A 20336-nucleotide genomic window follows, 5' to 3' on the forward strand; every position below is an offset into this window, starting at 1 on the left:
ACCCTGCGTTCGGGCTCAGCTTTTATGAGTCGATCCATCACAAACAAGGAAGGGTTATGCAAGTAGGTACAGTGGTTCTGTTGTTTGTCGTACTGGCTATCGCGGTGCTCTTCATGGGCTTCAAGGTTGTCCCGCAGGGTTACCAGTGGACAGTGGAGCGTTTTGGCCGATACACCAACACCCTTAAGCCCGGCCTGAACATCATCATCCCGGTGATGGACCGCATCGGACGCAAGATCAACGTGATGGAAAGCGTGCTGGATATTCCGCCGCAGGAGGTCATTACCGCCGACAACGCCACCGTTCAAATTGATGCCGTGTGTTTTTTCCAGGTGGTCAATACGGCTCAGGCAGCGTACGAGGTTAACAACCTTGAGCACGCCATTCGCAACCTGCTGCAGACCAACATCCGCACAGTGCTCGGCTCTATGGAGCTAGACGCCATGCTCAGCCAGCGTGACGGGATCAACGAAAAGCTGTTGCGCACGGTCGATGAAGCAACTGCACCCTGGGGCATCAAAATCACCCGGATCGAGATCAAAGACATCAGCCCGCCCGCGGACCTGATGGCAGCAATGTCAGGGCAGATGAAAGCAGAGCGCATCAAGCGTGCACAGATCCTTGAGGCCGAAGGCCTGCGAGCCTCTGCGATCTTGACCGCCGAGGGTAAAAAACAGGCGCAGATCCTCGAAGCCGAAGGCGGTCGTCAGGCAGCGTTCCTGGAATCCGAAGCCCGCGAACGTCAGGCCGAAGCAGAAGCCCGCGCTACACAAGTGGTTTCCGAAGCCATTGCCACCGGCAACGTTCAAGCGATCAATTACTTTGTGGCGCAAAAGTATATTGATGCACTGGGCAAGCTCGCCTCTGCTGACAACAGTAAAGTTATCCTCATGCCACTGGAAGCGAGCCAGGTGATTGGCGCTGTAGGCGGCATCGGCGAGATCGTCAAAGCCACTTTCGACAACAAAAAGGCCTGAGGTATGTGGGAGTTCATGCAAAACCTCAGCTATTGGGACTGGTTGGCACTGGGCACCGTCCTGCTGATTCTGGAAGTGTTCGGCGCAGGCGGTTATCTGCTGTGGGTGGGCATTGCCGGGATTATTGTCGGTGTGGTGACCTTCCTGATACCCGCATTGTCTTGGGCGTTGCAACTCCCACTGTTTGGCATACTGGCGATCCTGACGGCGGTGTTCTGGTGGAAACGCCAGCGCAACATCGTCGCCAGCAGCGATCAACCTGAACTCAACAGTCGCGGCCACGAATTGATCGGCCGCACATTTGTTGTTCAACAAGCCATTGTGGAAGGTCGGGGCAAAATCAAGGTGGGTGACAGCGTGTGGATGGCGGTCGGTCCGGATGCTGAGGTAGGCACGCCGGTACGCGTTACGGGTCAGCATGGAACCGTGTTAAGCGTTGAAATTGTGACATGAGGTAACGGAACTCCCTGTCGGTTACTACAATCAAACAGGTAGCTAACCTCTTTGGAGTACCTCTCATGCGCCTCAAATATGCTGTCGCCGCTGCTGCACTGTTGTCCCTTCCTGTTTCAGCCATGGCCGACGGCTTTTGGCGTGATGTTTTGTCTTCTGGGGCGACGACCGGTTCGACATACCTGACCTTCAAAAAAGACCGCAAAGTGATTGCCGCGCAAGATGACGCGGGCAGCTTTGTCGCCAGCAACGGCGAAATCCGTGGGCCTTATCTGGAGTCGGCAATGCAACAAGTGCGCTCTGACAACCCGAACTTGAAGGTCAGCGATATGGACCTGGCGAACGCGATTCTGGTCAAGAACGCTACAGCTGAGTAAAGACGCACGCCACCTGTAGCCGCTGCCGAAGGCTGCGATAAGCTCCGCAGGAGCTTCACCCTTGGGGGTTCTGCGCAGCCCATCGCAGCCTGCGGCAGCGGCTACAAGTCTTCGCCTCGTACTTTTTCATTCAGCCTCTGTACAGAATTTTCACCGGCTGTGAACAACGCGCTGGGTATGCTTTACTCACCCAAATTCACATCGGACGTCTAGCCTCTATGAGTTCCCTGCCTTTCCTGCCGTTTTCCAAACCCACCATTGATGAAGCCACTATTGCTGCCGTCGGCGACGTGTTGCGCTCGGGCTGGATCACCAGCGGGCCAAAGGTTCAGGCGTTCGAGGCGCAGCTGTCCGAATACTTTGGCGGGCGCCCGGTGCGCACGTTCAACTCCGGCACCTGCACCATGGAAATCGCCCTGCGTATCGCCGGTATCGGTGCGGGCGACGAAGTGATCACCACGCCTATTTCGTGGGTGGCCACCGCTAACGTGATCATCGAAGTCGGCGCCACCCCGGTGTTTGCAGACATCGACCCGGTGACCCGCAACATCGACCTGGCCAAGGTTGAAGCGGCCATCACGCCACGCACCAAAGCCATTATTCCGGTGTACCTGTCGGGCTTGCCTGTCGACATGGATGCGCTCTACGCACTGGCGAAAAAACACAACCTGCGCGTTGTCGAAGACGCCGCTCAAGCCCTGGGTTCGAGCTGGCAAGGCCAGCGCATTGGCGCTCGCGGTGATTTCGTGTCGTTCAGCTTTCAGGCCAACAAGAACATCACCTCGTCCGAGGGCGGTTGTCTGGTCTTGAACAACGAAGAAGAAGCCCGTCTGGCCGAGAAGTATCGCCTACAAGGCGTGACCCGCACCGGTTTTGACGGCCTGGATGTGGACGTACTGGGTGGCAAGTTCAACATGACCGACATCGCTGCGGCGATCGGCCTGGGCCAATTTGCTCACATCGAAGCCATCACGGCCCATCGCCGTGAACTGGCCAAGCATTACTTCGACTGCTTCGGCGCGGATTTTGAAGCCGAGTACGGCGCACAACTGCCGGTGGCTGACTTCACCAACACCAACTGGCACTTGTTCCAACTGGTCTTGCCCGAGCGCAAAGACGGCCAGCCGGCACGTGCGACCTTTATGAAAGAAATGCAGGCATTGGGCGTCGGCATCGGTTACCACTACCCGCCGATTCACTTGCTGAGCTTGTACCGTGAGCGCGGGTTCAAGGAAGGGATGTTGCCGGTGGCCGAACGTGTAGGACGTTTAATCGTGTCCCTGCCGATGTTTACCGCCATGACCAAGGCTGATGTCGAGCGTTCAGTAGCGGCCGTTAAAGCCGTACTCAAAGACGCTTAACAGCCCATATCTGTAGGAGCGAGCTTGCCTCGCGATCTTTTGATCTTTTAAAAGATCTCGAGGCAAGCTCGCTCCTACAGAGGGTTTGTTTTACTCGCCGATCGCGGCTTTGTAGCCGGCAGCGTCCAGCAGTTTTTCCAGCTCGGCGGGGTTGGATGGCTTGAGCTTGAAGATCCAGTTGGCGTACGAATCGTCGTTCAGCCCTTCAGGGGCATCCGCCAGACCGTCATTGACGGCAATCACTTCGCCCGACACCGGCGAGTAAATGTCCGAAGCGGCTTTTACCGACTCAACCACGCCTGCTGTATCAGCTGCGGCGAACACTGTGCCCACTTCCGGCAGCTCAACAAACACCACATCCCCCAGCGCTTCTTGCGCGTGATCGCTGATACCGACGGTAATCGAGCCATCAGCTTCCAGACGTGCCCACTCGTGACTTTCAGCAAAGCGCAGGTCCGCAGGGATATTGCTCATATTCAGTGTCCTCAAGAAGAAATGTCAGCGGCTCACACGGTACGCGAGCCTGCCAGTAAACGTTAGATCAAGGCTTTGCCAAGACGAACAAAAGTCGGTTTAACCACGCGAACCGGGTACCACTTGCCACGAATTTCTACCTCGGCACGGTCGGCCGTTGCCATCGGAACTCGCGCCAATGCAATCGATTTGCTTAGCGTAGGAGAGAAGCTACCACTGGTGATCTCTCCTTCGCCAACATCTGCGATGCGAACGACCTGATGTGCACGCAGGACACCGCGCTCTTCCAGCACCAAACCCACCAGTTTGAGCCGTGAACCGCTGGCTTTTTCTGCCTCCAGCGCTTCGCGTCCGATGAAGTTGCGCGAGGCGGGCTCCCAGGCGACAGTCCACGCCATATTGGCTGAAAGGGGCGAAACAGACAGGTGAATATCCTGCCCATAGAGGTTCATGCCAGCCTCAAGACGCAAGGTGTCGCGCGCGCCCAAGCCTATTGGAGAAATGCCGGCGCCGACCAGATCGTTAAAGAACGCGGGCGCTTGATCGGCCGGGAGCACAATTTCCAGGCCGTCTTCACCGGTATAACCGGTGCGGGCGATAAACCAGTCGCCGCTGACCTGCCCTTCAAAGGGCTTGAGCTGCTGAATAAGCTGGCTACGAGACTGGCTCACCAGCTCGGCCACTTTGTGCCGGGCCTGTGGGCCTTGAATGGCCAGCAGCGCCAACTCGGGGCGCTCATGCAACTGCACGGCGTAGCCGCCCTGGTGGCTGTTCATCCAGGCCAGGTCCTGATCGCGGGTGGCGGCGTTAACGATAAGCCGATAACCCGTCGGCATCAGGTAGACGATCATGTCGTCCACCACCCCGCCGTTTTCGTTGAGCATGGCGCTATACAGTGCGCGGCCGGGTGTGTTCAGACGTTCGACATCGTTTGCCAACAAATGCTGTAGCCATTCCTTGGCCTGATCCCCGGTGACGTCAATCACGGTCATATGCGAGACATCAAAAACCCCACAGTCGCGGCGCACCTCATGGTGTTCCTCAACTTGCGAGCCGTAATGCAAGGGCATATCCCAACCGCCAAAATCGACCATTTTCGCGCCGAGGGCGAGATGCAGGTCATACAGAGGCGTACGCTGTCCCATGGGTTTCTCCTTCCGGGCTTGGCGAAGGTGCGGACAGGCTTGTAGAACGTTTGAGGCTGTTGAAACAGGCCTTTGCGCGTTTAACAAACGACCTGGCCTGACAGACAGACCGCACCGAATGCCGCGCATTGTAGCCGTATGCAGGAGGACTGGCACCTAACCGTTGCGATGGGCCGAGCGGCGAATCAGGCCGATCACCGGTAGCAAACCCACCAGCACCAAGGTCAATGCTGGCAGGGACGCCCGCGCCCACTCGCCCTCGCTGGTCATCTCAAAGATCCGTACCGCCAGCGTGTCCCAGCCAAATGGGCGCATGAGCAAGGTGGCCGGCATCTCTTTGAGGACATCGACAAACACCAGCAGCGCAGCGCTCAGGGTGCCCGGCAGGAGTAACGGAAGATACACTTTGAAAAACAGTCGCGGGCCACTCACACCCAGGCTACGGGCCGCCTCGGGCAAAGACGGTCGAATCCGCGCCAGGCTGTTTTCCAGCGGGCCATAAGCCACTGCGATAAAACGCACCAGATACGCCAACAGCAACGCCGACAAGCTGCCCAGTAACAGCGGCTTGCCCGCCCCGCCCAACCAGCCCGACACCGGCACCACCAGTTCGCGGTCCAGGTAGCTGAAGGCCAACATGATCGACACCGCCAACACCGAGCCCGGCAAGGCATACCCGAGGTTGGCCAGACTGACCCCGGCGCGAATCGCCGGAGTCGGCGCCTGACGCCGGGCAAACGCCAGCACCAGCGCCACGCAGACGGTAATCAGCGCGGCCATGCTGCCCAGATACAGGGTGTGCAGGATCAGCCCGGTGTAGCGCTCATCTAGATCAAAACGCCCGCGTTGCCAGAACCACACCACCAGTTGCAGCAGCGGGATGACAAAGGCGCAGGCAAACACCAGCAGGCACCAGCCGCTGGCCAGCCAGGCCTTGAGGCCGCGCAAGTGATACAAGGCCTTGACCCGTGGCCGCTCGTTGCTGGCCCGGCTGGCACCCCGCGCCCGGCGCTCACCGTAAAGCACGACCATCACCACCAGCAGCAACAGGCTGGCCAGTTGGGCGGCGGTCGACAGGCTGAAAAAGCCGTACCAGGTTTTGTAGATCGCGGTGGTAAAGGTGTCGAAGTTGAACACCGACACGGCGCCAAAATCAGCCAGGGTTTCCATCAACGCCAACGCCACACCGGCGCCAATGGCCGGGCGCGCCATAGGTAAAGCGACCCGCCAGAACGCCTGCCACGGGCTTTGCCCCAGAATGCGGGCGGCTTCCATCAGGCCTTTGCCCTGGGCCAAAAAGGCGGTGCGCGCCAGCAGGTATACGTAGGGGTAGAACACCAGAATCAACACGATGATCACGCCGCCGGTGGAGCGTACCCGAGGCAGCCGCAGGCCCATGCCAAACCATTCTCGCAACAGGGTTTGCACCGGCCCGGCGAAGTCCAGCAGGCCAACAAAGACAAACGCCAGCACGTAAGCCGGAATTGCAAACGGCAGCATCAACGCCCAGTCCAGCCAGCGCCTGCCGGGGAACTCGCAGAGGCTGGTCAGCCACGCCAGGCTGACCCCGAGCAAGGTCACCCCAATGCCCACGCCGACAATCAGCGTCAGCGTGTTGCCCAGCAGACGCGGCATCTGCGTGTCCCACAAATGGCTCCAGATCTGGCCGTCAATGTTTTGCCAGGACAGCAGCAAAACGCTCAGCGGCAGCAATACCAGAGCGGCAATGGTAAAGACCAGTGGATACCAGCGACGTTGGGCAGGATGGGCCACGAAAAACTCTCGCAAGGGTGTATGCAATGTTACAAAAACCATGTAGCCGCTGCCGCAGGCTGCGATGGGCTGCGCAGCGGCCCCGCTCTTTCAAGAACGAAGGTCCTGCGGCCCTTATCGCAGCCTGCGGCAGCGGCTACAAAAGCAATGCTTCGGGCTTTTTATCAATTCCAGCCAGCGCGGTCCATCATGCGGATCGCTTCAGCCTGGCGCTTGCCCGCCACTTCAACCGGCAGTTCGTCAGCCTTGAACTTGCCCCAGCTGGCCACTTCGGCCGAGGGCTCAACGCTCGGGTTGGCCGGGAACTCCTGGTTGGTGTCGGCAAAAATCGTTTGGGCTTCAGGGGTGGTCATCCACTCCACCAGCGCTTTGGCAGCTTCTGGATGAGGCGCGTACTTGGTCAGGCCAATACCCGACAGGTTGACGTGAACTCCGCGGTCGGCCTGGTTCGGCCAGAACAGTTTTACCGCCAGGTCAGGCTTTTGCTTATGCAGGCGGCCGTAGTAGTAGGTGTTGACGATGCCGACGTCACATTGCCCGGCGTTGATCGCTTCCAGCACCGCGATGTCATCGGAGAACACGTCGGTGGACAAGTTGTTAACCCAGCCCTTGAGGATCTCTTCAGTTTTTTGTGGGCCATTCACTTCGATCATGGTCGCGGTCAGTGACTGGTTGTAGACCTTCTTCGCGGTGCGCAGGCACAGGCGGCCTTCCCACTTTTTGTCTGCCAGCGCTTCGTAGGTCGACAGCTCGTCTGGCTTGACCCGGTCGGAGGCGTAAGCGATGGTCCGTGCGCGCAGGCTCAAGCCCGTCCACTCGTGGCTTGAGGAGCGGTATTGAGGCGGGATGTTTTTATCGATGATCTCGGACTTGATCGGCTGCAAGATGCCCATTTGCTCGGCTTGCCACAGGTTACCGGCGTCTACGGTGAGCAACAGGTCAGCCGTGGCGTTTTGGCCTTCAGCTTTGATGCGCTGCATAAGCGGCGCTTCCTTGTCGGTAATGAACTTGACCTTGACCCCGGTTTTCGCGGTGTAGGCGTCAAATACCGGCTTGATCAGCTCGTCGATGCGCGAGGAATAAACCACCACTTCATCGGCAGCAAAAACGCTGCTCCCGAACACGGTAAGGGCCAGGGCAGTCAGTAGACGCTTGGGTGCCAGCATGGAGGGCGGTCTCTCTAATGCGAATCGGGCGTAAATGGTAGTGAATCACATTTGCCAGCTCAACCGAACTCGCCCCCGAGGCGTTACCAGATGTTACAGATAAACAAAATCCCCCTGTAGGAGCGAGCTTGCTCGCGATCTTTTGGTCTTTAAAAGATCGCGAGCAAGCTCACTCCTACAGGGTCCGCGTTCGATTAGATGTATTCCTACAAAGCCTTGGCCAACGGCGGCAGGTCGCCGGTGAGGCCCAGCGCCTGGCGCACGAACAGGGCTTTGGCTTCGGGCATTTGGTTGATCCATTTCAAGCCGGTGTTGCGCACCAGCCGTGCCGTCAGCGAGTCCGACTGGAACAAGCGTTCAAAGCCTTCCATGGCCGCCATCAGCGCCAGGTTGTGGGGCATGCGGCGCCGCTCGTAGCGGCTCAGCACCCGAACATCGGCCAGTCGCTCACCACGGTCCGCCGCGTGCAGCAGTACATCGGCCAGCACGGCGGCATCCAGAAAGCCCAAATTCACGCCCTGCCCGGCCAGCGGGTGAATGGTGTGCGCCGCATCACCGATCAGCGCCAGGCCTTCGGCTACGTAGCGTTTGGCATGGCGTTGGCGCAGCGGCACGCACACTCGCGGGTCGGCACTGAGCACCGTGCCCAAGCGGCCTTCAAAGGCAAATTCCAGTTCGCGGCAAAACCCCTCGTCGTCCAGCGACATCAACGCCTGCGCGTGTTCCGGGGTGGTCGACCAGACGATTGAACACCAGTCTTGCTGCCCTTCGCGCTCCAGCGGCAAAAACGCCAGCGGGCCATGGTCGGTAAAGCGCTGCCAGGCAGTCTGCTGATGCGCCTGTGCGCAACGCACGCTGGTGACGATGGCATGATGCTGATAATCCCACTCACGGGTCTCACAGCCGGTGAGGCGGCGTACAGCCGAGTTGGCGCCATCGGCGGCGATCACCAGCGGCGCGCGCAAGGTGCGGCCATCGGCCAGGGTCAGCAGCCAGTCATCAGCCGAACGGCGCATTTGTTCAAGACGTGCATTGGCCAGCATCTGGATGCCGGAGTCTTGCAGACGCTCCAGCAACGCGTCCTGCACCACACGGTTTTCAACGATATGGCCCAGCACGTCGGCGTGCACACTGGTCGCCGAAAAGTGGATGTGCCCGGTGCCGCTGCCGTCCCACACGTGCATGTGCGAGTACGGGCTGGTGCGCCGTGCGCGAATACCCTCCCAGGCGCCAAGGCGTTGCAGGATGCGCTGGCTGGCGGCCGACAAGGCGCTGACCCGGGGTTCAAAGGTGTCTTGAGCGGTGAAGGGTTTGACGCTGAGCGGGCTGCCGTCGAGCAGCACCACGTTCAGCCCGCTGTCTTTGAGCGCCAGCGCCAAAGCGCTTCCGACCATTCCGGCCCCGACAATCAGCACATCTGCGCGCATTTCCATGCTTTAAGCCTGTCTCGCAAGCGGCCTGCGCCGCATCTAAAAAGGGTCGACACGGGGCACTGTAAACGCCCCGGCCGCTATCAGCTGTCTGCGCGCGTGCCCAGGCCCATGGCCTGACGGGCAAACCAGCGCTTGGCAGGCGGCAGTACATCGAGGCCCAGCAACCCCAGATTGCGGCCAAACGAAATCAGCGTCTGGTCACTGCCAAAAAGCCGCGTCACTTGATCGGAGAAGCCAATGGTCAACTGCTGGTCCAGTTGCTGGCGCTGTTGATAACTCAGCAAGGTGGCCAGCTCGCCGGGCTTTTGCTCGCTGCCCAGCAAGGTATCGGCCAACGCCTGGGCGTCACGCAACGACAGGTTGAAACCCTGGCCGGCAATCGGGTGCAGGCTGTGCGCTGCGTTGCCCAACACCACCAGGTGCGGGCGTACCTGCTCTTCGGACTCAACCAGCACCAGCGGGTACAAGTGGCGGGCGCCGACTTGTTCAAGGGTGCCCAGGCGATAGCCAAAAACGGCCTGCAACTCGCTGAGGAAACTGCGCTCATCAAGTGCCGCCAGACGCTGAGCGTCCATGCCCAGGCGGGTCCAGACCAGCGCGCAGCGGTTGTCTGCCAACGGCAGCAAGGCCATCGGCCCTTCGTCGGTAAAACGCTCAAACGCCATGCCGTCATGGGGCTGGCTGGTGGTGATGTTGGCGATCAGGGCGCTCTGGTCATAAGGCCGTTTGCGCACATGAATGCCCAACTGCTCGCGCAGGCCGGAACGCCCGCCATCGGCCAGCACCGCCAAGTCGCAATCGAGGGTGGTTTCATCATTGAGGGTCAGGCGATAGCCATCTTCAAGCGGCTGCATGTGGATAACTTCAGCCGGGCAACGCCAACTGATGACGTCCGGGTCCAAACTTTTCCACAGGCATTGGCCGAGCCAGGCATTTTCGACCACGTAACCGAGTGCGGGCACGCCTTCATCGCTGGCCGACAAGCGCGCGGTAGAGAAACGCCCGCGATCAGACACGTGAATGTCTTTGATCGGCTCGCCCCGTTCAACAATTGATTCCCACACGCCCAGGCGCTCATAAATAAGCCGGGCGCCATAGCTCAGCGCCGATGAACGGGCGTCGTAGCTCGGCTGGTAGGTGTTGCCGGGGGCGAAGGGTTCGATCAGCACGATCTTCCAGCCGCGCGCCTTGGCACCGGCCTGCAACGCCAAAGCCAAACTGGCACCGACCAGGCCGCCGCCAATAATTGCCAGATGGACGCGACTCATGCCGCGTTCGCCCGTGCGGCCGCCATCAAGGCTTCAATCTCGGCGACGGTTTTGGGCACGTCGCCAGTCAGGATTTCACAGCCATTTTTGGTGACCACCACGTCGTCCTCGATGCGCACGCCAATCCCGCGCCATTTTTTGGCGACGTGCGGGTTGTTCGGGCTGATGTAGATGCCGGGCTCAACGGTCAGGGTCATGCCGGGTTCCAGCACGCGCCACTCACCGCCCACTTTGTATTCGCCAACGTCATGCACATCGAGCCCCAGCCAATGGCCAGCCCGGTGCATGTAAAACGCTTTGTAGGCTTCGCTCGCAATCAACTCGCCAACGTCACCTTGCAACAGACCCAGTTCAACCAGCCCGGCGGTGATCACCTGAACGGTTATTTCGTGGGCCTGGTTCCAGTGTTTGTTCGGCGCGATTTCGCTGAACGCGGCTTCTTGCGCGGCCAGCACCAGCTCATAGATGGCTTTTTGCTCGGGGGAAAACTGACCGCTGACCGGGAACGTACGGCTGATGTCACTGGCGTAGCAGTCGATCTCGCAGCCCGCATCGATCAGCACCAGGTCGCCGTCCTTGAGCGGGGCGTCGTTTTCCTGGTAGTGCAGGATGCAGCTGTTATCACCCGATGCGACGATCGAGCCGTAAGCCGGCATTTTCGCGCCACTTTTACGAAATTCGTAATCCAGCTCGGCCTCCAGGCTATATTCGTGCAGCCCGGCGCGGCTGGCCTGCATCGCACGGATGTGCGCGCGGGCCGATATTTGCGCCGCGTGGCGCATGACCTTGATCTCTGCCGCCGATTTATACAGACGCATGTCATGCAGCAGATGATCCAGCGCAACGAATTCGTTGGGCGGCTGGGCGCCGAGGCTGGCCTTGGAGCGAATGGTGTTGATCCACTCCATGAGGTGACGGTCGAACTCGGGGTTGCTGCCCATCGCCGAATACACCCGGTCGCGGCCTTCAATCAGCCCCGGCAAAATGTCGTCAATGTCGGTAATCGGGAAGGCATCGTCTGCGCCATAGTCACGCATGGCGCCTTCTTGCCCGGCGCGCAAACCGTCCCACAATTCGCGTTCGGCATTGCGTTCGCGGCAAAAAAGCACGTACTCGCCGTGGGCACGACCGGGGATCAGGACGATCACCGCCTGTGGCTCGGGGAAACCGCTCAGGTACTGGAAGTTGCTGTCCTGGCGGTACACATATTCAACGTCGCGATTGCGCACAGCCACTGCGGCAGCGGGCAGGATCGCAATGCTGTTGGGCTCCATCTGCGCCATGAGCGCCTTGCGGCGGCGGGTGTATTCCGATTTCGGGATATGGATCATGGGCAGACGGATTCCTTCTTGAAGATCAATCAGTGCAGCGAAGGTTTCGCAGCGACAGCCTCAGCAGGCTTTTTAGTCTCGGTGAACAGCAGCAGCGGCGCGACGCGCAGGTATTCCATGACTTCCATGTAGTCGCTTTCGCCGTCGTCCGACTCTTCCAGGGCGTCTTGCACCTGGGCAATGGCGGCCAGGTCCTGCAGCACTTCCTTGCCTTCTTCGCTCAAGGCATTGTCACGGTAGTTCAGGCCAAAACCGGCCAGGAAACCCTGGCACCATTCGCCCAGCGCAGCCGCGCGCTCGGCCAGTGGCACGTCATCGGACGGCAACAGCAGCACGACGGTCATGTCGTCACCGGTCAGTTCACCCTTGACCATCTCTTGCAAACCGATCAAGGCATTGCGTACGTTGTCACTGATTTCATTTTCGCTTTGGAACAGTTCGGTCGCGTCAGCCAGCCAGCCGTCGTGATCGAAGCCGGCGCCAGCCGCGCTGCGACCCAGCAACAGGCCGTGCAGTTCTGCAGGCGAAACAGTGTGGCCGCTGGTAGACAGCAGGTTGGCAAAGGCGTGATACGGGGAGTTCTGAATAGGCATGGTCAGCTAGGCGCCAAGCGGCGCTATGTCTAGAATGGAGGCCTTGTATCCTAGCATCGGCAGACGGGCTAGACCATCGAGGCGTCAACTGGCTTGGCAGTCCCCTCCATCAGAAAATACACAGTAGGACACAATGGAAGACAGCGACCTGCATGCACTGATGGCTAGACTCGAGTTGCTGATTACACGAGTCGAGCAACTTAAACGCCAAAACGGACTCTTAGTAGCTCAGGAAAAGACTTGGCGCGAAGAACGCGCGCACCTCATTGAAAAAAACGAAATCGCCCGGAACAAGGTGGAATCGATGATTTCGCGTCTCAAAGCCCTGGAGCAAGACTCATGAGTACAAGCAGTAGCGTCACCGTACACATCCTCGATAAAGAGTATTCGATCATGTGCCCCCAGGAAGAGCGCGCCAATCTGGTGAGTGCTGCACGTTACCTGGACGGCAAGATGCGTGAGATCCGCAGCAGCGGCAAAGTCATCGGGGCTGACCGTATCGCCGTGATGGCCGCACTCAACATCACCCACGACCTGCTGCACAAGCAGGAAACACCCGAAGTACAGACCAGCAGCGCAACGCGTGAACACGTCCGCGACCTGCTCGATCGCGTCGATCTGGTGCTGGCCACTGATCCGAACGAACGTCAGAGCTGATTCAAAACGTTTCTTTGGGGTATACTCTCGCCACTCCCTGGAGTATTCGCCAGTTAGCGATGTCCCTGAGCCGATTCGCAATACCCTGGAGCTTGCACGTTGGGCCGGTGTGCATGTCCGCTAGACGGAAAGCCTTAAGGTCTACTGCAACTTCCACCTTGAACTTTCGGGTTCAAGGGCCAAGCCGACAGCGGTACGTCGGGGAGCCTGATTTCCAAGTGCAATGCCAGCCTGCTGCTGGCATTGGCTGACTACGAGCCAACCGCCCGGTGGGCTCGATCTCAAACAGCACGCCATCATGACCGAACCTGCGACGCCCTCCCGCCCGCAACTTCGCCGACTGCTGCGCAAAGCCCGCCGCGAATTGTCGCCCTGCGAGCAACGTCAGGCAGCCCGTGGCCTGTATCGGCAGCTGGCGCAGCATCCGCTGTTTCGCCGCGCCAAACACATCTCGCTGTACCTGCCCACCGACGGTGAAATAGACCCGCGCCTGTTGCTGCGTGAAGCACAGCGCCGGGGCAAGATCACCTACCTGCCGGTGCTCAGCGCCTGGCCCAGAACCAAGATGGTGTTCCAGCGTTATGCGCCGGGCGAAAAGCTGATCCCCAATCGCTTCCGGATTCTGGAGCCGCGTATCAATCGCGCACGCCAACGCAAAGTCTGGGCTCTGGACCTGGTGTTGCTGCCGTTGGTGGGGTTTGATGCGAAGGGTGGCCGACTGGGCATGGGCGGCGGTTTTTATGACCGCAGCCTCGCGTACCTGGCGCGCCGCCAAAGCTGGCGCAAACCGACGCTGCTGGGCCTGGCCCATGAATGTCAAAAAGTCGGGAGTCTGGCTCAAGCCAGCTGGGACGTACCGTTACACGGCACGGTCTCGGACACGCAGTGGTACGTCGCGCACTGACCCTCAAGGCATCACGTTGCAGCGATGCCTTCGTTCATGAGTGGTTAGCGTTTGAAAGGTTGTACTTGCTGTTGCGCCAGTTCAATCGGTGAATCGTTTGAAGTTGACCAGAGGCTTTGCGCATAACCGGTTGTCACCACGCCCAGGCCGAACAAAATAACCAGCACCCACAGTAAATCCGGTTTGCGTTTCATCGATTGCCCCCCTTCAGGCACATCAACACGATGACAGCAACGGTTTTTGTTATAGGCCGTGCAGCAACGTCAAGCTTAAAATGGCGGCATTCTGAGGCAACACGAACAGACACGCAAACGCTGGTGTCAACCGATTGTCGGTTTATCCAAATGTTGCCCGGCAAAATAACTACGCCATGTTTCAGGAGCCCAAAGAATGGCCTATTGGTTGATGAAATCCGAGCCTGACGAGTTTTCAATCAAGGACTTGCAGAAGATCGGCGAAGCTCGCTGGGACGGCGTGCGCAACTATCAGGCGCGCAATTTCATGCGTGCCATGGCCGTGGGCGACGAGTTTTTCTTTTATCACTCAAGCTGCCCGGAGCCGGGTATTGCTGGAGTCGGCCGAATCGCCCAGGCTGCTTACCCGGATCCGACCGCCCTCGATCCCGAAAGCCATTATTTCGACCCCAAGGCCAGCCCCGAGAAAAACCCGTGGAGCGCACTGCAAGTCGCCCACGTGCACACCTTCCCCAGGGTGATCAAGCTCGACTACCTCAAACAGCAAAGTGCACTGGCTGAAATGCCGCTGGTACAAAAAGGCAGTCGCTTGTCGGTGATGCCGGTGACGGCTGAACAATGGGCGGTGGTGATGGGGTTGCTGTAGGCAATTGCTACGCACTTCGCACACCATCAATCTATTTCATATCAAGCAACATCCTGTATTCACGTCTACGCTACTGACTTCCTTTGACTGGCATCAAGTGCCCTGCGCCTTGAAACCGTCAAACTAGAGCGCTCTGTGACCAGGATGTCGGCATGTCGAAGAATCACCGCATTTCCCATTATTTCGTTATCCCTTTGGCGATTCTGCTGGTGGCAGCAGGCGGGTTTGGTTACTGGAAATCCCAGCATGACCGGCTCCCCGAAGGCATCAGCATGGGCAATGGCCGACTTGAATCCACAGAAGTCCAGATCGCCGCCAAGATCCCCGGCCGCCTGGCCGAAGTGCTGGTTGATGAAGGTGACCGTGTCACCAAGGGCCAATTGCTGGCCCGCATGGACACCCGCACGCTGGAGGCCAGCCGCGTCCAGGCCCAGGCCGAAGTGCAGCGCGCCCGCCAGGCCATGGCTGCCAACGAGGCCAACGTGCAATTGCGCCAGAGCGAAAAACTGCTGGCCAGCCAGGAACTCAAGCGCACCCGCCAACTGTCGCAACGCGGCTTTGCCAGCGGCCAGCAAGTCGACCAGCAGCAAGCCCAATTCGACACCAGCAATGCCGCTGTGACCGCCGCCCAGGCCCAGGTCGCCGCAGCCAAAGCGGCCATCGCGTCCAGCGAAGCCCAAGTGGCGCAACTCACCAGCGAAATCGAAGACAGCAGCTTGCGCGCGCCTATCAACGGCGTGATCCAGTTGCGCCTGGCCGAGCCCGGTGAAGTGCTGGGTTCGGGCGGCCGGGTGTTCATGATGATCGACCCGAGCGACCAGTACATGAACCTGTACCTGCCCGCCGCCGTGGTCGGCAAACTGACCGTGGGCGCCGAAGCGCGCATCGTGCTCGATGCCTTGCCCGATCAGGCGTTGCCCGCCAAGATTTCCTTTGTCGCGGCCAAGTCGCAGTTCACCCCCAAAGAAGTTGAAACCCGCGATGAGCGCCAAAAACTGGTGTTCCGCGTCAAATTGCGCCTGACCGATCCTGAGGCCGTGCCCCAGGCCAAGCCAGGCATGCCGGGCGCAGGCTACGTGCGAACCGCCGATGTGGACTGGCCGGCTAATCTGCAATGAGCGACTTGGCGCTCGACGCCAGTGGCATCAACCACTGGTACGGCAAACAACAGGCGCTGATCGATGTTGCGTTCAGCCTGCCCAAAGGCACACGCTGCGGCCTGATTGGCCCGGATGGCGCGGGCAAATCGAGCCTGCTCGGGCTGATTGCCGGGGTCAAAAAACTCCAGCAAGGCACCCTTGAGGTACTGGGCGGCCCGATTGATGACCGCCATCACCGCAACACGCTGTACCCGCTGATTGCCTTTATGCCCCAAGGGCTGGGCGGCAACCTCTACCCCGAATTGTCCATCAGTGAAAACATCCGCTTTTTCGGCACGCTGTTCGGTCTGTCGAAAAAAGAATGCGAAGAACGCATGGAGCAGTTGCTCAAGGCAACTGACCTGGAGCGCTTCGCCGATCGCCCGGCGGGCAAGCTCTCGGGCGGCATGAAACAAAAGCTCGGGCTGTGCTGCGCACTGATCCACGAGCCTGATTTGCTGATTCTCGATGAACCCACCACCGGCGTTGACCCGCTGTCGCGGCGGCGCTTTTGGGAGTTGGTCGAAGACGTACGCAGCCAGCGCCCGCAACTGACGCTGCTGGTGGCCACGGCTTACATGGAAGAGGCTGAGCAATTTGAACACTGCCTGATGCTCGACCGGGGCAAGCTGATTGCCGCAGGCTTGAGCGAAGAGCTGGCCGCCGCATCGCCCAACGGCAAGCTGGATGAAGCCTTTACCCACTACCAGGGCGACAGTGGTCACAGCAACGAGCCGCTGGTGATTCCGCCCCGGGTCGGCGACAACAGCGACATCGCCATTGAAGCCCACGACCTGACGCTTAAGTTCGGCGATTTCACCGCCGTGAATAAAGTCAGCTTTGCCATTGGCCGAGGGGAGATTTTCGGCTTTTTGGGCTCCAACGGCTGCGGCAAAACCACCACCATGAAAGTGCTGACCGGCTTGATGCCGGCCACCGAAGGCAGCGCCAAACTGCTGGGCAACCCGGTGAACGCCAAAGACCTGGCCACCCGCAAGCGCGTCGGCTTTATGTCGCAAAGCTTCTCGCTGTACGGCGAGTTGAGCGTGCGCCAGAACCTGGTGCTGCACGCGCAGTTATTCGACCTGCCCAAAGATGAAAGCCAGGCACGCATCGAAGAGCTGATCGAGCGGTTCGACCTGGGCGACGTCGCTGATCAACAGTCCGGCGAATTGCCGCTGGGCCTGCGTCAGCGTTTGTCTTTGGCGGTTGCCGTGCTGCACCGCCCCGAAGTGCTGATCCTCGACGAACCGACCTCCGGCGTTGACCCCGCCGCTCGCGATGACTTTTGGCGATTGTTGATCGAACTGTCGCGGGACCAGGGGGTGACGATCTTTTTGTCGACCCACTTCATGAACGAAGCCCAGCGCTGCGACCGCATCTCGTTGATGCACGCGGGTAAGGTACTGGCCTGCGATACGCCTGATGCGCTGCAACAGCAGTTCAAGGGTGAAACCCTGGAAGCCGCGTTTGTGACGTGCCTGGAGCAGGCGCAAAACGATCAGGGCGCCGCCACCCCGCCGCCCGACACCGAAGCCATCGCCGCGCCAGCCGCCCATGCGCCGCCCCCGCCGAGCAAGAGCGGGTTCAGCCTGACGCGGTTGATTGCCGTAGCCAGCCGTGAATCCAAAGAACTGTTGCGCGACAAGGTGCGCATGGCCTTCGCCTTGCTGGGCGCCGTGTTCATGATGGTGATCTTTGGCTATGGCATTTCGCTGGACGTGGAAAACCTCGCGTTCGCCGTCTACGACCAGGACCAGACACCGCAAAGCCGGGCCTACCTTGAGGCATTCCGCAGTTCGCGGTATTTCGAAGAGCACGCACCCATCCAGAGCCCCGAAGAACTGCACAAACGCTTGCAACGCTCAGAGATCAAAATCGCCCTGGAGATACCGCCGGGCTTTGGCCGCGACCTGTATGCCGGGCGCCAGCCCACGGTGGCGGCCTGGATTGATGGCGGCATGCCGTTTCGTGCAGAAACCAGCCGCAGCTACGTCCAGGCGGTGCACCAGGGCAACCTCGAACAGTTGAGCGCTCTGAGCAGCCTGGCGCAAAACAAACAGTCTGCGGCCAAACTCGAAGTGCGTTTTCGCTACAACCAGGACGTTATCAGCGTGAACGCCATCGGCCCCGGCGTGATGGCGCTGATTCTCGCGTTTATCCCGGCCATGCTCACCGCGCTTGGGATCGTGCGTGAAAAGGAGCTGGGCTCCATTACTAACTTTTACGCCACGCCGTTGACCCGCCTGGAATTTTTGCTGGGCAAACAGGCGCCGTATCTGGCGGTCAGTCTGGTCAACCTGGCGTTGCTGGTGGCCATGAACCGCTGGCTGTTTGGCGTTCCGTTTAAAGGTAGCGGCCTTACCCTGGCGTTGGGCGGCGTGCTATATGTGCTGTCGACCACCAGCATGGGCCTGCTGATTTCGGCGTTCACCCGCACCCAGATTGCCGCCATCCTGGGCACCATGATCATCACCAGCCTGCCGACCATTCAATTCTCCGGGCTGATCGTGCCGCGCTCTTCGCTGGACGGTTCAGCGGCGCTGATGGGCATGTTGTTCCCCGCCGGGCACTTCCTTGATATTGCCGTGGGCACCTTCACCAAAGCGCTGGACCTTCGCCAGCTATGGCCGCAATGCCTGGCGCTGTTCGGGTTCTTCGTCGCCTTTACCGGCCTGAGCCTGATCATGCTCAAGAAGCAGGAGGTCTGATGCATAAGCTCTCGCACATCCTGCGCCTTGGCCTCAAAGAACTCACCAGCCTGCGTCACGACAGCGTGTTGCTGCTGTTCTTGCTGTACGCCTTTACGGTGGCGATTTACATGCCGGCGGCGGGCTCCATCATTGGCGTGCATAACGCCAGCGTGGCGATCATCGATGAAGACCACAGCGCGCTGTCACGCAAGCTCAGTGAGTCGCTGTTGCCCCCGGAATTCAAAACCCCGCAAGCCCTGCCCTATGACCAACTCGATGAAGCGTTGGACAAAGGCGAATACACCTTCGTGATCAACGTACCCGCCAACTTCCAGGCCGATTTACTGGCCGGCCGCGAGCCCGCTGTACAGCTCAACGTGGATGCCACCGCCATGAGCCAGGCGTTTATGGGCGCGGGGTATATCGGGCAGATCTTCCAGCGCGAATTGCTCGATTACGCGGGGCAAGCCAACGCGGGCGCGAAAGCCCCGGCACTGATCAGCAGCCGCCCATTGTTCAACCCGAACCTGGAAGGCGGCTGGTTTTTGGCGGTGATTCAAATCGTCAACAACATCACCATTTTGGCCATCGTACTGACCGGGACCGCGCTGCTGCGTGAGCGTGAACACGGCACCCTGGACCACTTGCTGGTGTTGCCGCTGACTGCACTGGAAATCATGCTCGCCAAGATCTGGAGCAACATGCTGGTCGTGGTGGTGTGCACCTGGCTGTCACTGGAGATCATCGTTAAATGGGCGCTGGGCGTACCGCTGTCGGGTTCGCTGGCGTTGTTTTTGATGGTCACCGCGCTGTACCTGTTTGCCAGTACCGCGCTGGGGATCTTCCTTGCCACATTGGCCCGCTCAACACCGCAGTTTGGTCTGTTGGCGATACCGGTGATCATCCCCATGCTGCTGCTCTCGGGCGGCAGCACACCGCTGGACAGCATGCCCGAATGGCTGCAATGGGTCATGCAATGCTCGCCCTCCACCCACTTTGTGAGCTTGAGCGCGGCTATCTTGTTCCGGGGTGCGGGGGTTGATGTGGTGTGGCCGGACCTGCTGGCCCTGACGGCGATTGGCCTGGTGTTCTTTGCTGTCGCGCTGGCGCGGTTTCGCAAGAGTTTGGCGTCGTAAGGCCACCCAAACCTGTAGCCGCTGCCGAGGTACGAGGCTGCGATGCGGGCCGCAGGACCGCCATGCGGGTCGCTTCGCAACCCATCGCAGCCTTCGTGCCTCGGCAGCGGCTACAAGGCTGTGGGTTTACTGAACAATCAAATTATTGAACAGCAGGTCTTCCACCATCGGCTTGCCGGTCTCGTCCGTCATCACTTGCTGCACCTGTTTCAGTGCTTCCTGGCGCACTTTCTCTTTGGCTTCGACACTGCCCAAGCTTTCGCTGGTTTGCTGGGTAAACAAGCCCACCAACTGGTTACGGATCAACGCGTCATTGGCCTTGACCGCCTTCGCCGCTTCGTCACTCGACACGCGCAGCGAGATATCGGCCTTGTACACCTTGAGCTTTGCGCTGCCGTCCAGCCCGTAATTGCCCACAAACGGTGGGCTCATGGTGATGTAGCTAACCTTCGCGGCGCCTTCTGCAGCTTCTTCGGCAAGCGACGTCATCGGCAAGGTCAGAGCCAGCAGCAATACAATCCACGCTTTCACAATTCGCTCCTTTGTTCGAGATGGCGGTAAGCATACCGGGGCAGCTTACAAACCTGTCTACCGTTATCGGCCAGCGCTGCAAAAG

The 20336-nt window shown here is 59.7% G+C and carries 21 protein-coding genes and 1 other RNA gene; 12 read left to right on the forward strand and 10 right to left on the reverse strand.

Annotated elements, in window-relative coordinates:
* Positions 1–56: 56 nt before the first annotated feature.
* The 4 genes from AAEZ03_RS06975 to AAEZ03_RS06990 all read left to right on the forward strand — a co-directional run bounded on the left by AAEZ03_RS06975 (position 57) and on the right by AAEZ03_RS06990 (position 3168).
* Positions 57–977 (forward strand): SPFH domain-containing protein, encoded by a 921-nt coding sequence (locus tag AAEZ03_RS06975; RefSeq protein WP_123750984.1) that lies wholly within the window; start codon positions 57–59, stop codon positions 975–977.
* Positions 978–980: 3 nt separating this feature from the next.
* Positions 981–1430, forward strand: a complete 450-nt coding sequence (locus AAEZ03_RS06980; protein ID WP_153336494.1) for an NfeD family protein — start codon at positions 981–983, stop codon at positions 1428–1430.
* A gap of 65 nt (positions 1431–1495) precedes the next feature.
* Entirely contained in the window at positions 1496–1807 is a 312-nt protein-coding gene (locus tag AAEZ03_RS06985) for a DUF2388 domain-containing protein (protein ID WP_048366871.1), read from the forward strand.
* 218 nt (positions 1808–2025) lie between these two features.
* A complete protein-coding gene (locus AAEZ03_RS06990) occupies positions 2026–3168 on the forward strand; it encodes a DegT/DnrJ/EryC1/StrS family aminotransferase (RefSeq protein ID WP_048366872.1) in 1143 nt (380 codons plus the stop codon).
* Between the two features lie 90 nt (positions 3169–3258).
* Here AAEZ03_RS06990 and gcvH read toward each other — a convergent pair whose 3' ends face one another.
* From gcvH to AAEZ03_RS07030, 8 genes are all read right to left on the reverse strand, one after another.
* The gene (gene gcvH, locus AAEZ03_RS06995; RefSeq protein WP_123750981.1) at positions 3259–3642 is read right to left on the reverse strand and encodes a glycine cleavage system protein GcvH; all 384 of its coding nucleotides are present in this window, start codon (positions 3640–3642) and stop codon (positions 3259–3261) included.
* 62 nt (positions 3643–3704) lie between these two features.
* The gene (gene gcvT, locus AAEZ03_RS07000; RefSeq protein ID WP_123750980.1) at positions 3705–4787 is read right to left on the reverse strand and encodes a glycine cleavage system aminomethyltransferase GcvT; all 1083 of its coding nucleotides are present in this window, start codon (positions 4785–4787) and stop codon (positions 3705–3707) included.
* 156 nt (positions 4788–4943) lie between these two features.
* The gene (locus AAEZ03_RS07005; protein WP_123750979.1) at positions 4944–6560 is read right to left on the reverse strand and encodes an ABC transporter permease; all 1617 of its coding nucleotides are present in this window, start codon (positions 6558–6560) and stop codon (positions 4944–4946) included.
* A gap of 164 nt (positions 6561–6724) precedes the next feature.
* A complete protein-coding gene (locus AAEZ03_RS07010) occupies positions 6725–7726 on the reverse strand; it encodes an extracellular solute-binding protein (RefSeq protein WP_153333939.1) in 1002 nt (333 codons plus the stop codon).
* Positions 7727–7932: 206 nt separating this feature from the next.
* Complete coding sequence (locus tag AAEZ03_RS07015) at positions 7933–9159, reverse strand: 2-octaprenyl-3-methyl-6-methoxy-1,4-benzoquinol hydroxylase (protein WP_350577200.1); 1227 nt, start codon at positions 9157–9159, stop codon at positions 7933–7935.
* Between the two features lie 80 nt (positions 9160–9239).
* Positions 9240–10427, reverse strand: coding sequence for a 2-octaprenyl-6-methoxyphenyl hydroxylase (gene ubiH / locus AAEZ03_RS07020; protein WP_350577202.1), 1188 nt, complete (start codon positions 10425–10427; stop codon positions 9240–9242).
* Entirely contained in the window at positions 10424–11758 is a 1335-nt protein-coding gene (pepP, locus tag AAEZ03_RS07025) for a Xaa-Pro aminopeptidase (RefSeq protein WP_350577204.1), read from the reverse strand. Before pepP ends, ubiH begins: the two co-directional genes overlap by 4 nt.
* A gap of 29 nt (positions 11759–11787) precedes the next feature.
* The gene (locus AAEZ03_RS07030) at positions 11788–12351 is read right to left on the reverse strand and encodes a YecA/YgfB family protein (protein WP_048366880.1); all 564 of its coding nucleotides are present in this window, start codon (positions 12349–12351) and stop codon (positions 11788–11790) included.
* A gap of 133 nt (positions 12352–12484) precedes the next feature.
* Between AAEZ03_RS07030 and AAEZ03_RS07035 the strand changes: the two genes are divergently transcribed.
* The 4 genes from AAEZ03_RS07035 (at position 12485) to AAEZ03_RS07050 (ending at position 13912) form a co-directional block, all read left to right on the forward strand.
* A complete protein-coding gene (locus AAEZ03_RS07035) occupies positions 12485–12694 on the forward strand; it encodes a TIGR02449 family protein (RefSeq protein WP_048366881.1) in 210 nt (69 codons plus the stop codon).
* Positions 12691–13008: a cell division protein ZapA gene (locus tag AAEZ03_RS07040; protein WP_048366882.1), complete on the forward strand. Its 318-nt coding sequence runs from the start codon at positions 12691–12693 to the stop codon at positions 13006–13008. Before AAEZ03_RS07035 ends, AAEZ03_RS07040 begins: the two co-directional genes overlap by 4 nt.
* A gap of 31 nt (positions 13009–13039) precedes the next feature.
* A non-coding RNA gene (gene ssrS, locus AAEZ03_RS07045) (6S RNA) lies at positions 13040–13217 on the forward strand.
* An 89-nt stretch (positions 13218–13306) separates the two neighbouring features.
* Complete coding sequence (locus AAEZ03_RS07050) at positions 13307–13912, forward strand: 5-formyltetrahydrofolate cyclo-ligase (RefSeq protein WP_153326039.1); 606 nt, start codon at positions 13307–13309, stop codon at positions 13910–13912.
* 44 nt (positions 13913–13956) lie between these two features.
* On the opposite strand, the gene AAEZ03_RS07055 is transcribed toward AAEZ03_RS07050, so the two are convergent.
* Positions 13957–14106: a hypothetical protein gene (locus AAEZ03_RS07055; RefSeq protein WP_088500273.1), complete on the reverse strand. Its 150-nt coding sequence runs from the start codon at positions 14104–14106 to the stop codon at positions 13957–13959.
* Positions 14107–14302: 196 nt separating this feature from the next.
* Between AAEZ03_RS07055 and AAEZ03_RS07060 the strand changes: the two genes are divergently transcribed.
* The 4 genes from AAEZ03_RS07060 (at position 14303) to AAEZ03_RS07075 (ending at position 19720) form a co-directional block, all read left to right on the forward strand.
* Positions 14303–14752: an EVE domain-containing protein gene (locus AAEZ03_RS07060; RefSeq protein WP_048388833.1), complete on the forward strand. Its 450-nt coding sequence runs from the start codon at positions 14303–14305 to the stop codon at positions 14750–14752.
* 152 nt (positions 14753–14904) lie between these two features.
* A complete protein-coding gene (locus AAEZ03_RS07065) occupies positions 14905–15870 on the forward strand; it encodes an HlyD family secretion protein (protein WP_048366884.1) in 966 nt (321 codons plus the stop codon).
* Entirely contained in the window at positions 15867–18602 is a 2736-nt protein-coding gene (gene rbbA / locus AAEZ03_RS07070; RefSeq protein ID WP_278942032.1) for a ribosome-associated ATPase/putative transporter RbbA, read from the forward strand. Before AAEZ03_RS07065 ends, rbbA begins: the two co-directional genes overlap by 4 nt.
* Positions 18602–19720 (forward strand): ABC transporter permease, encoded by a 1119-nt coding sequence (locus AAEZ03_RS07075; protein ID WP_048366886.1) that lies wholly within the window; start codon positions 18602–18604, stop codon positions 19718–19720. The genes rbbA and AAEZ03_RS07075 overlap by 1 nt, the downstream gene beginning before the upstream one ends.
* 126 nt (positions 19721–19846) lie before the next feature.
* Here AAEZ03_RS07075 and AAEZ03_RS07080 read toward each other — a convergent pair whose 3' ends face one another.
* The gene (locus AAEZ03_RS07080; RefSeq protein WP_350577212.1) at positions 19847–20251 is read right to left on the reverse strand and encodes a flagellar basal body-associated protein FliL; all 405 of its coding nucleotides are present in this window, start codon (positions 20249–20251) and stop codon (positions 19847–19849) included.
* Positions 20252–20336 lie beyond the last annotated feature (85 nt).

Source organism: Pseudomonas sp. HY2-MNA-CIBAN-0224 (assembly GCF_040310285.1).
Taxonomy (GTDB): domain Bacteria; phylum Pseudomonadota; class Gammaproteobacteria; order Pseudomonadales; family Pseudomonadaceae; genus Aquipseudomonas; species Aquipseudomonas helleri.

Bases quoted from the DNA above. Each gene is read 5' to 3' on its own strand.
- AAEZ03_RS07065 (WP_048366884.1), top strand. From the start codon at position 14,905: ATGTCGAAGAATCACCGCATTTCCCATTATTTCGTTATCCCTTTGGCG.
- AAEZ03_RS06990 (WP_048366872.1), top strand. From the start codon at position 2,026: ATGAGTTCCCTGCCTTTCCTGCCGTTTTCCAAACCCACCATTGATGAA.
- AAEZ03_RS06980 (WP_153336494.1), top strand. From the start codon at position 981: ATGTGGGAGTTCATGCAAAACCTCAGCTATTGGGACTGGTTGGCACTG.
- AAEZ03_RS07010 (WP_153333939.1), bottom strand. From the start codon at position 7,726: ATGCTGGCACCCAAGCGTCTACTGACTGCCCTGGCCCTTACCGTGTTC.
- AAEZ03_RS07035 (WP_048366881.1), top strand. From the start codon at position 12,485: ATGGAAGACAGCGACCTGCATGCACTGATGGCTAGACTCGAGTTGCTG.
- AAEZ03_RS07060 (WP_048388833.1), top strand. From the start codon at position 14,303: ATGGCCTATTGGTTGATGAAATCCGAGCCTGACGAGTTTTCAATCAAG.
- pepP (WP_350577204.1), bottom strand. From the start codon at position 11,758: ATGATCCATATCCCGAAATCGGAATACACCCGCCGCCGCAAGGCGCTC.
- AAEZ03_RS07050 (WP_153326039.1), top strand. From the start codon at position 13,307: ATGACCGAACCTGCGACGCCCTCCCGCCCGCAACTTCGCCGACTGCTG.
- AAEZ03_RS07040 (WP_048366882.1), top strand. From the start codon at position 12,691: ATGAGTACAAGCAGTAGCGTCACCGTACACATCCTCGATAAAGAGTAT.
- gcvH (WP_123750981.1), bottom strand. From the start codon at position 3,642: ATGAGCAATATCCCTGCGGACCTGCGCTTTGCTGAAAGTCACGAGTGG.
- AAEZ03_RS07075 (WP_048366886.1), top strand. From the start codon at position 18,602: ATGCATAAGCTCTCGCACATCCTGCGCCTTGGCCTCAAAGAACTCACC.
- AAEZ03_RS07030 (WP_048366880.1), bottom strand. From the start codon at position 12,351: ATGCCTATTCAGAACTCCCCGTATCACGCCTTTGCCAACCTGCTGTCT.
- AAEZ03_RS06985 (WP_048366871.1), top strand. From the start codon at position 1,496: ATGCGCCTCAAATATGCTGTCGCCGCTGCTGCACTGTTGTCCCTTCCT.
- ubiH (WP_350577202.1), bottom strand. From the start codon at position 10,427: ATGAGTCGCGTCCATCTGGCAATTATTGGCGGCGGCCTGGTCGGTGCC.
- AAEZ03_RS06975 (WP_123750984.1), top strand. From the start codon at position 57: ATGCAAGTAGGTACAGTGGTTCTGTTGTTTGTCGTACTGGCTATCGCG.
- AAEZ03_RS07015 (WP_350577200.1), bottom strand. From the start codon at position 9,159: ATGGAAATGCGCGCAGATGTGCTGATTGTCGGGGCCGGAATGGTCGGA.
- AAEZ03_RS07055 (WP_088500273.1), bottom strand. From the start codon at position 14,106: ATGAAACGCAAACCGGATTTACTGTGGGTGCTGGTTATTTTGTTCGGC.
- gcvT (WP_123750980.1), bottom strand. From the start codon at position 4,787: ATGGGACAGCGTACGCCTCTGTATGACCTGCATCTCGCCCTCGGCGCG.
- rbbA (WP_278942032.1), top strand. From the start codon at position 15,867: ATGAGCGACTTGGCGCTCGACGCCAGTGGCATCAACCACTGGTACGGC.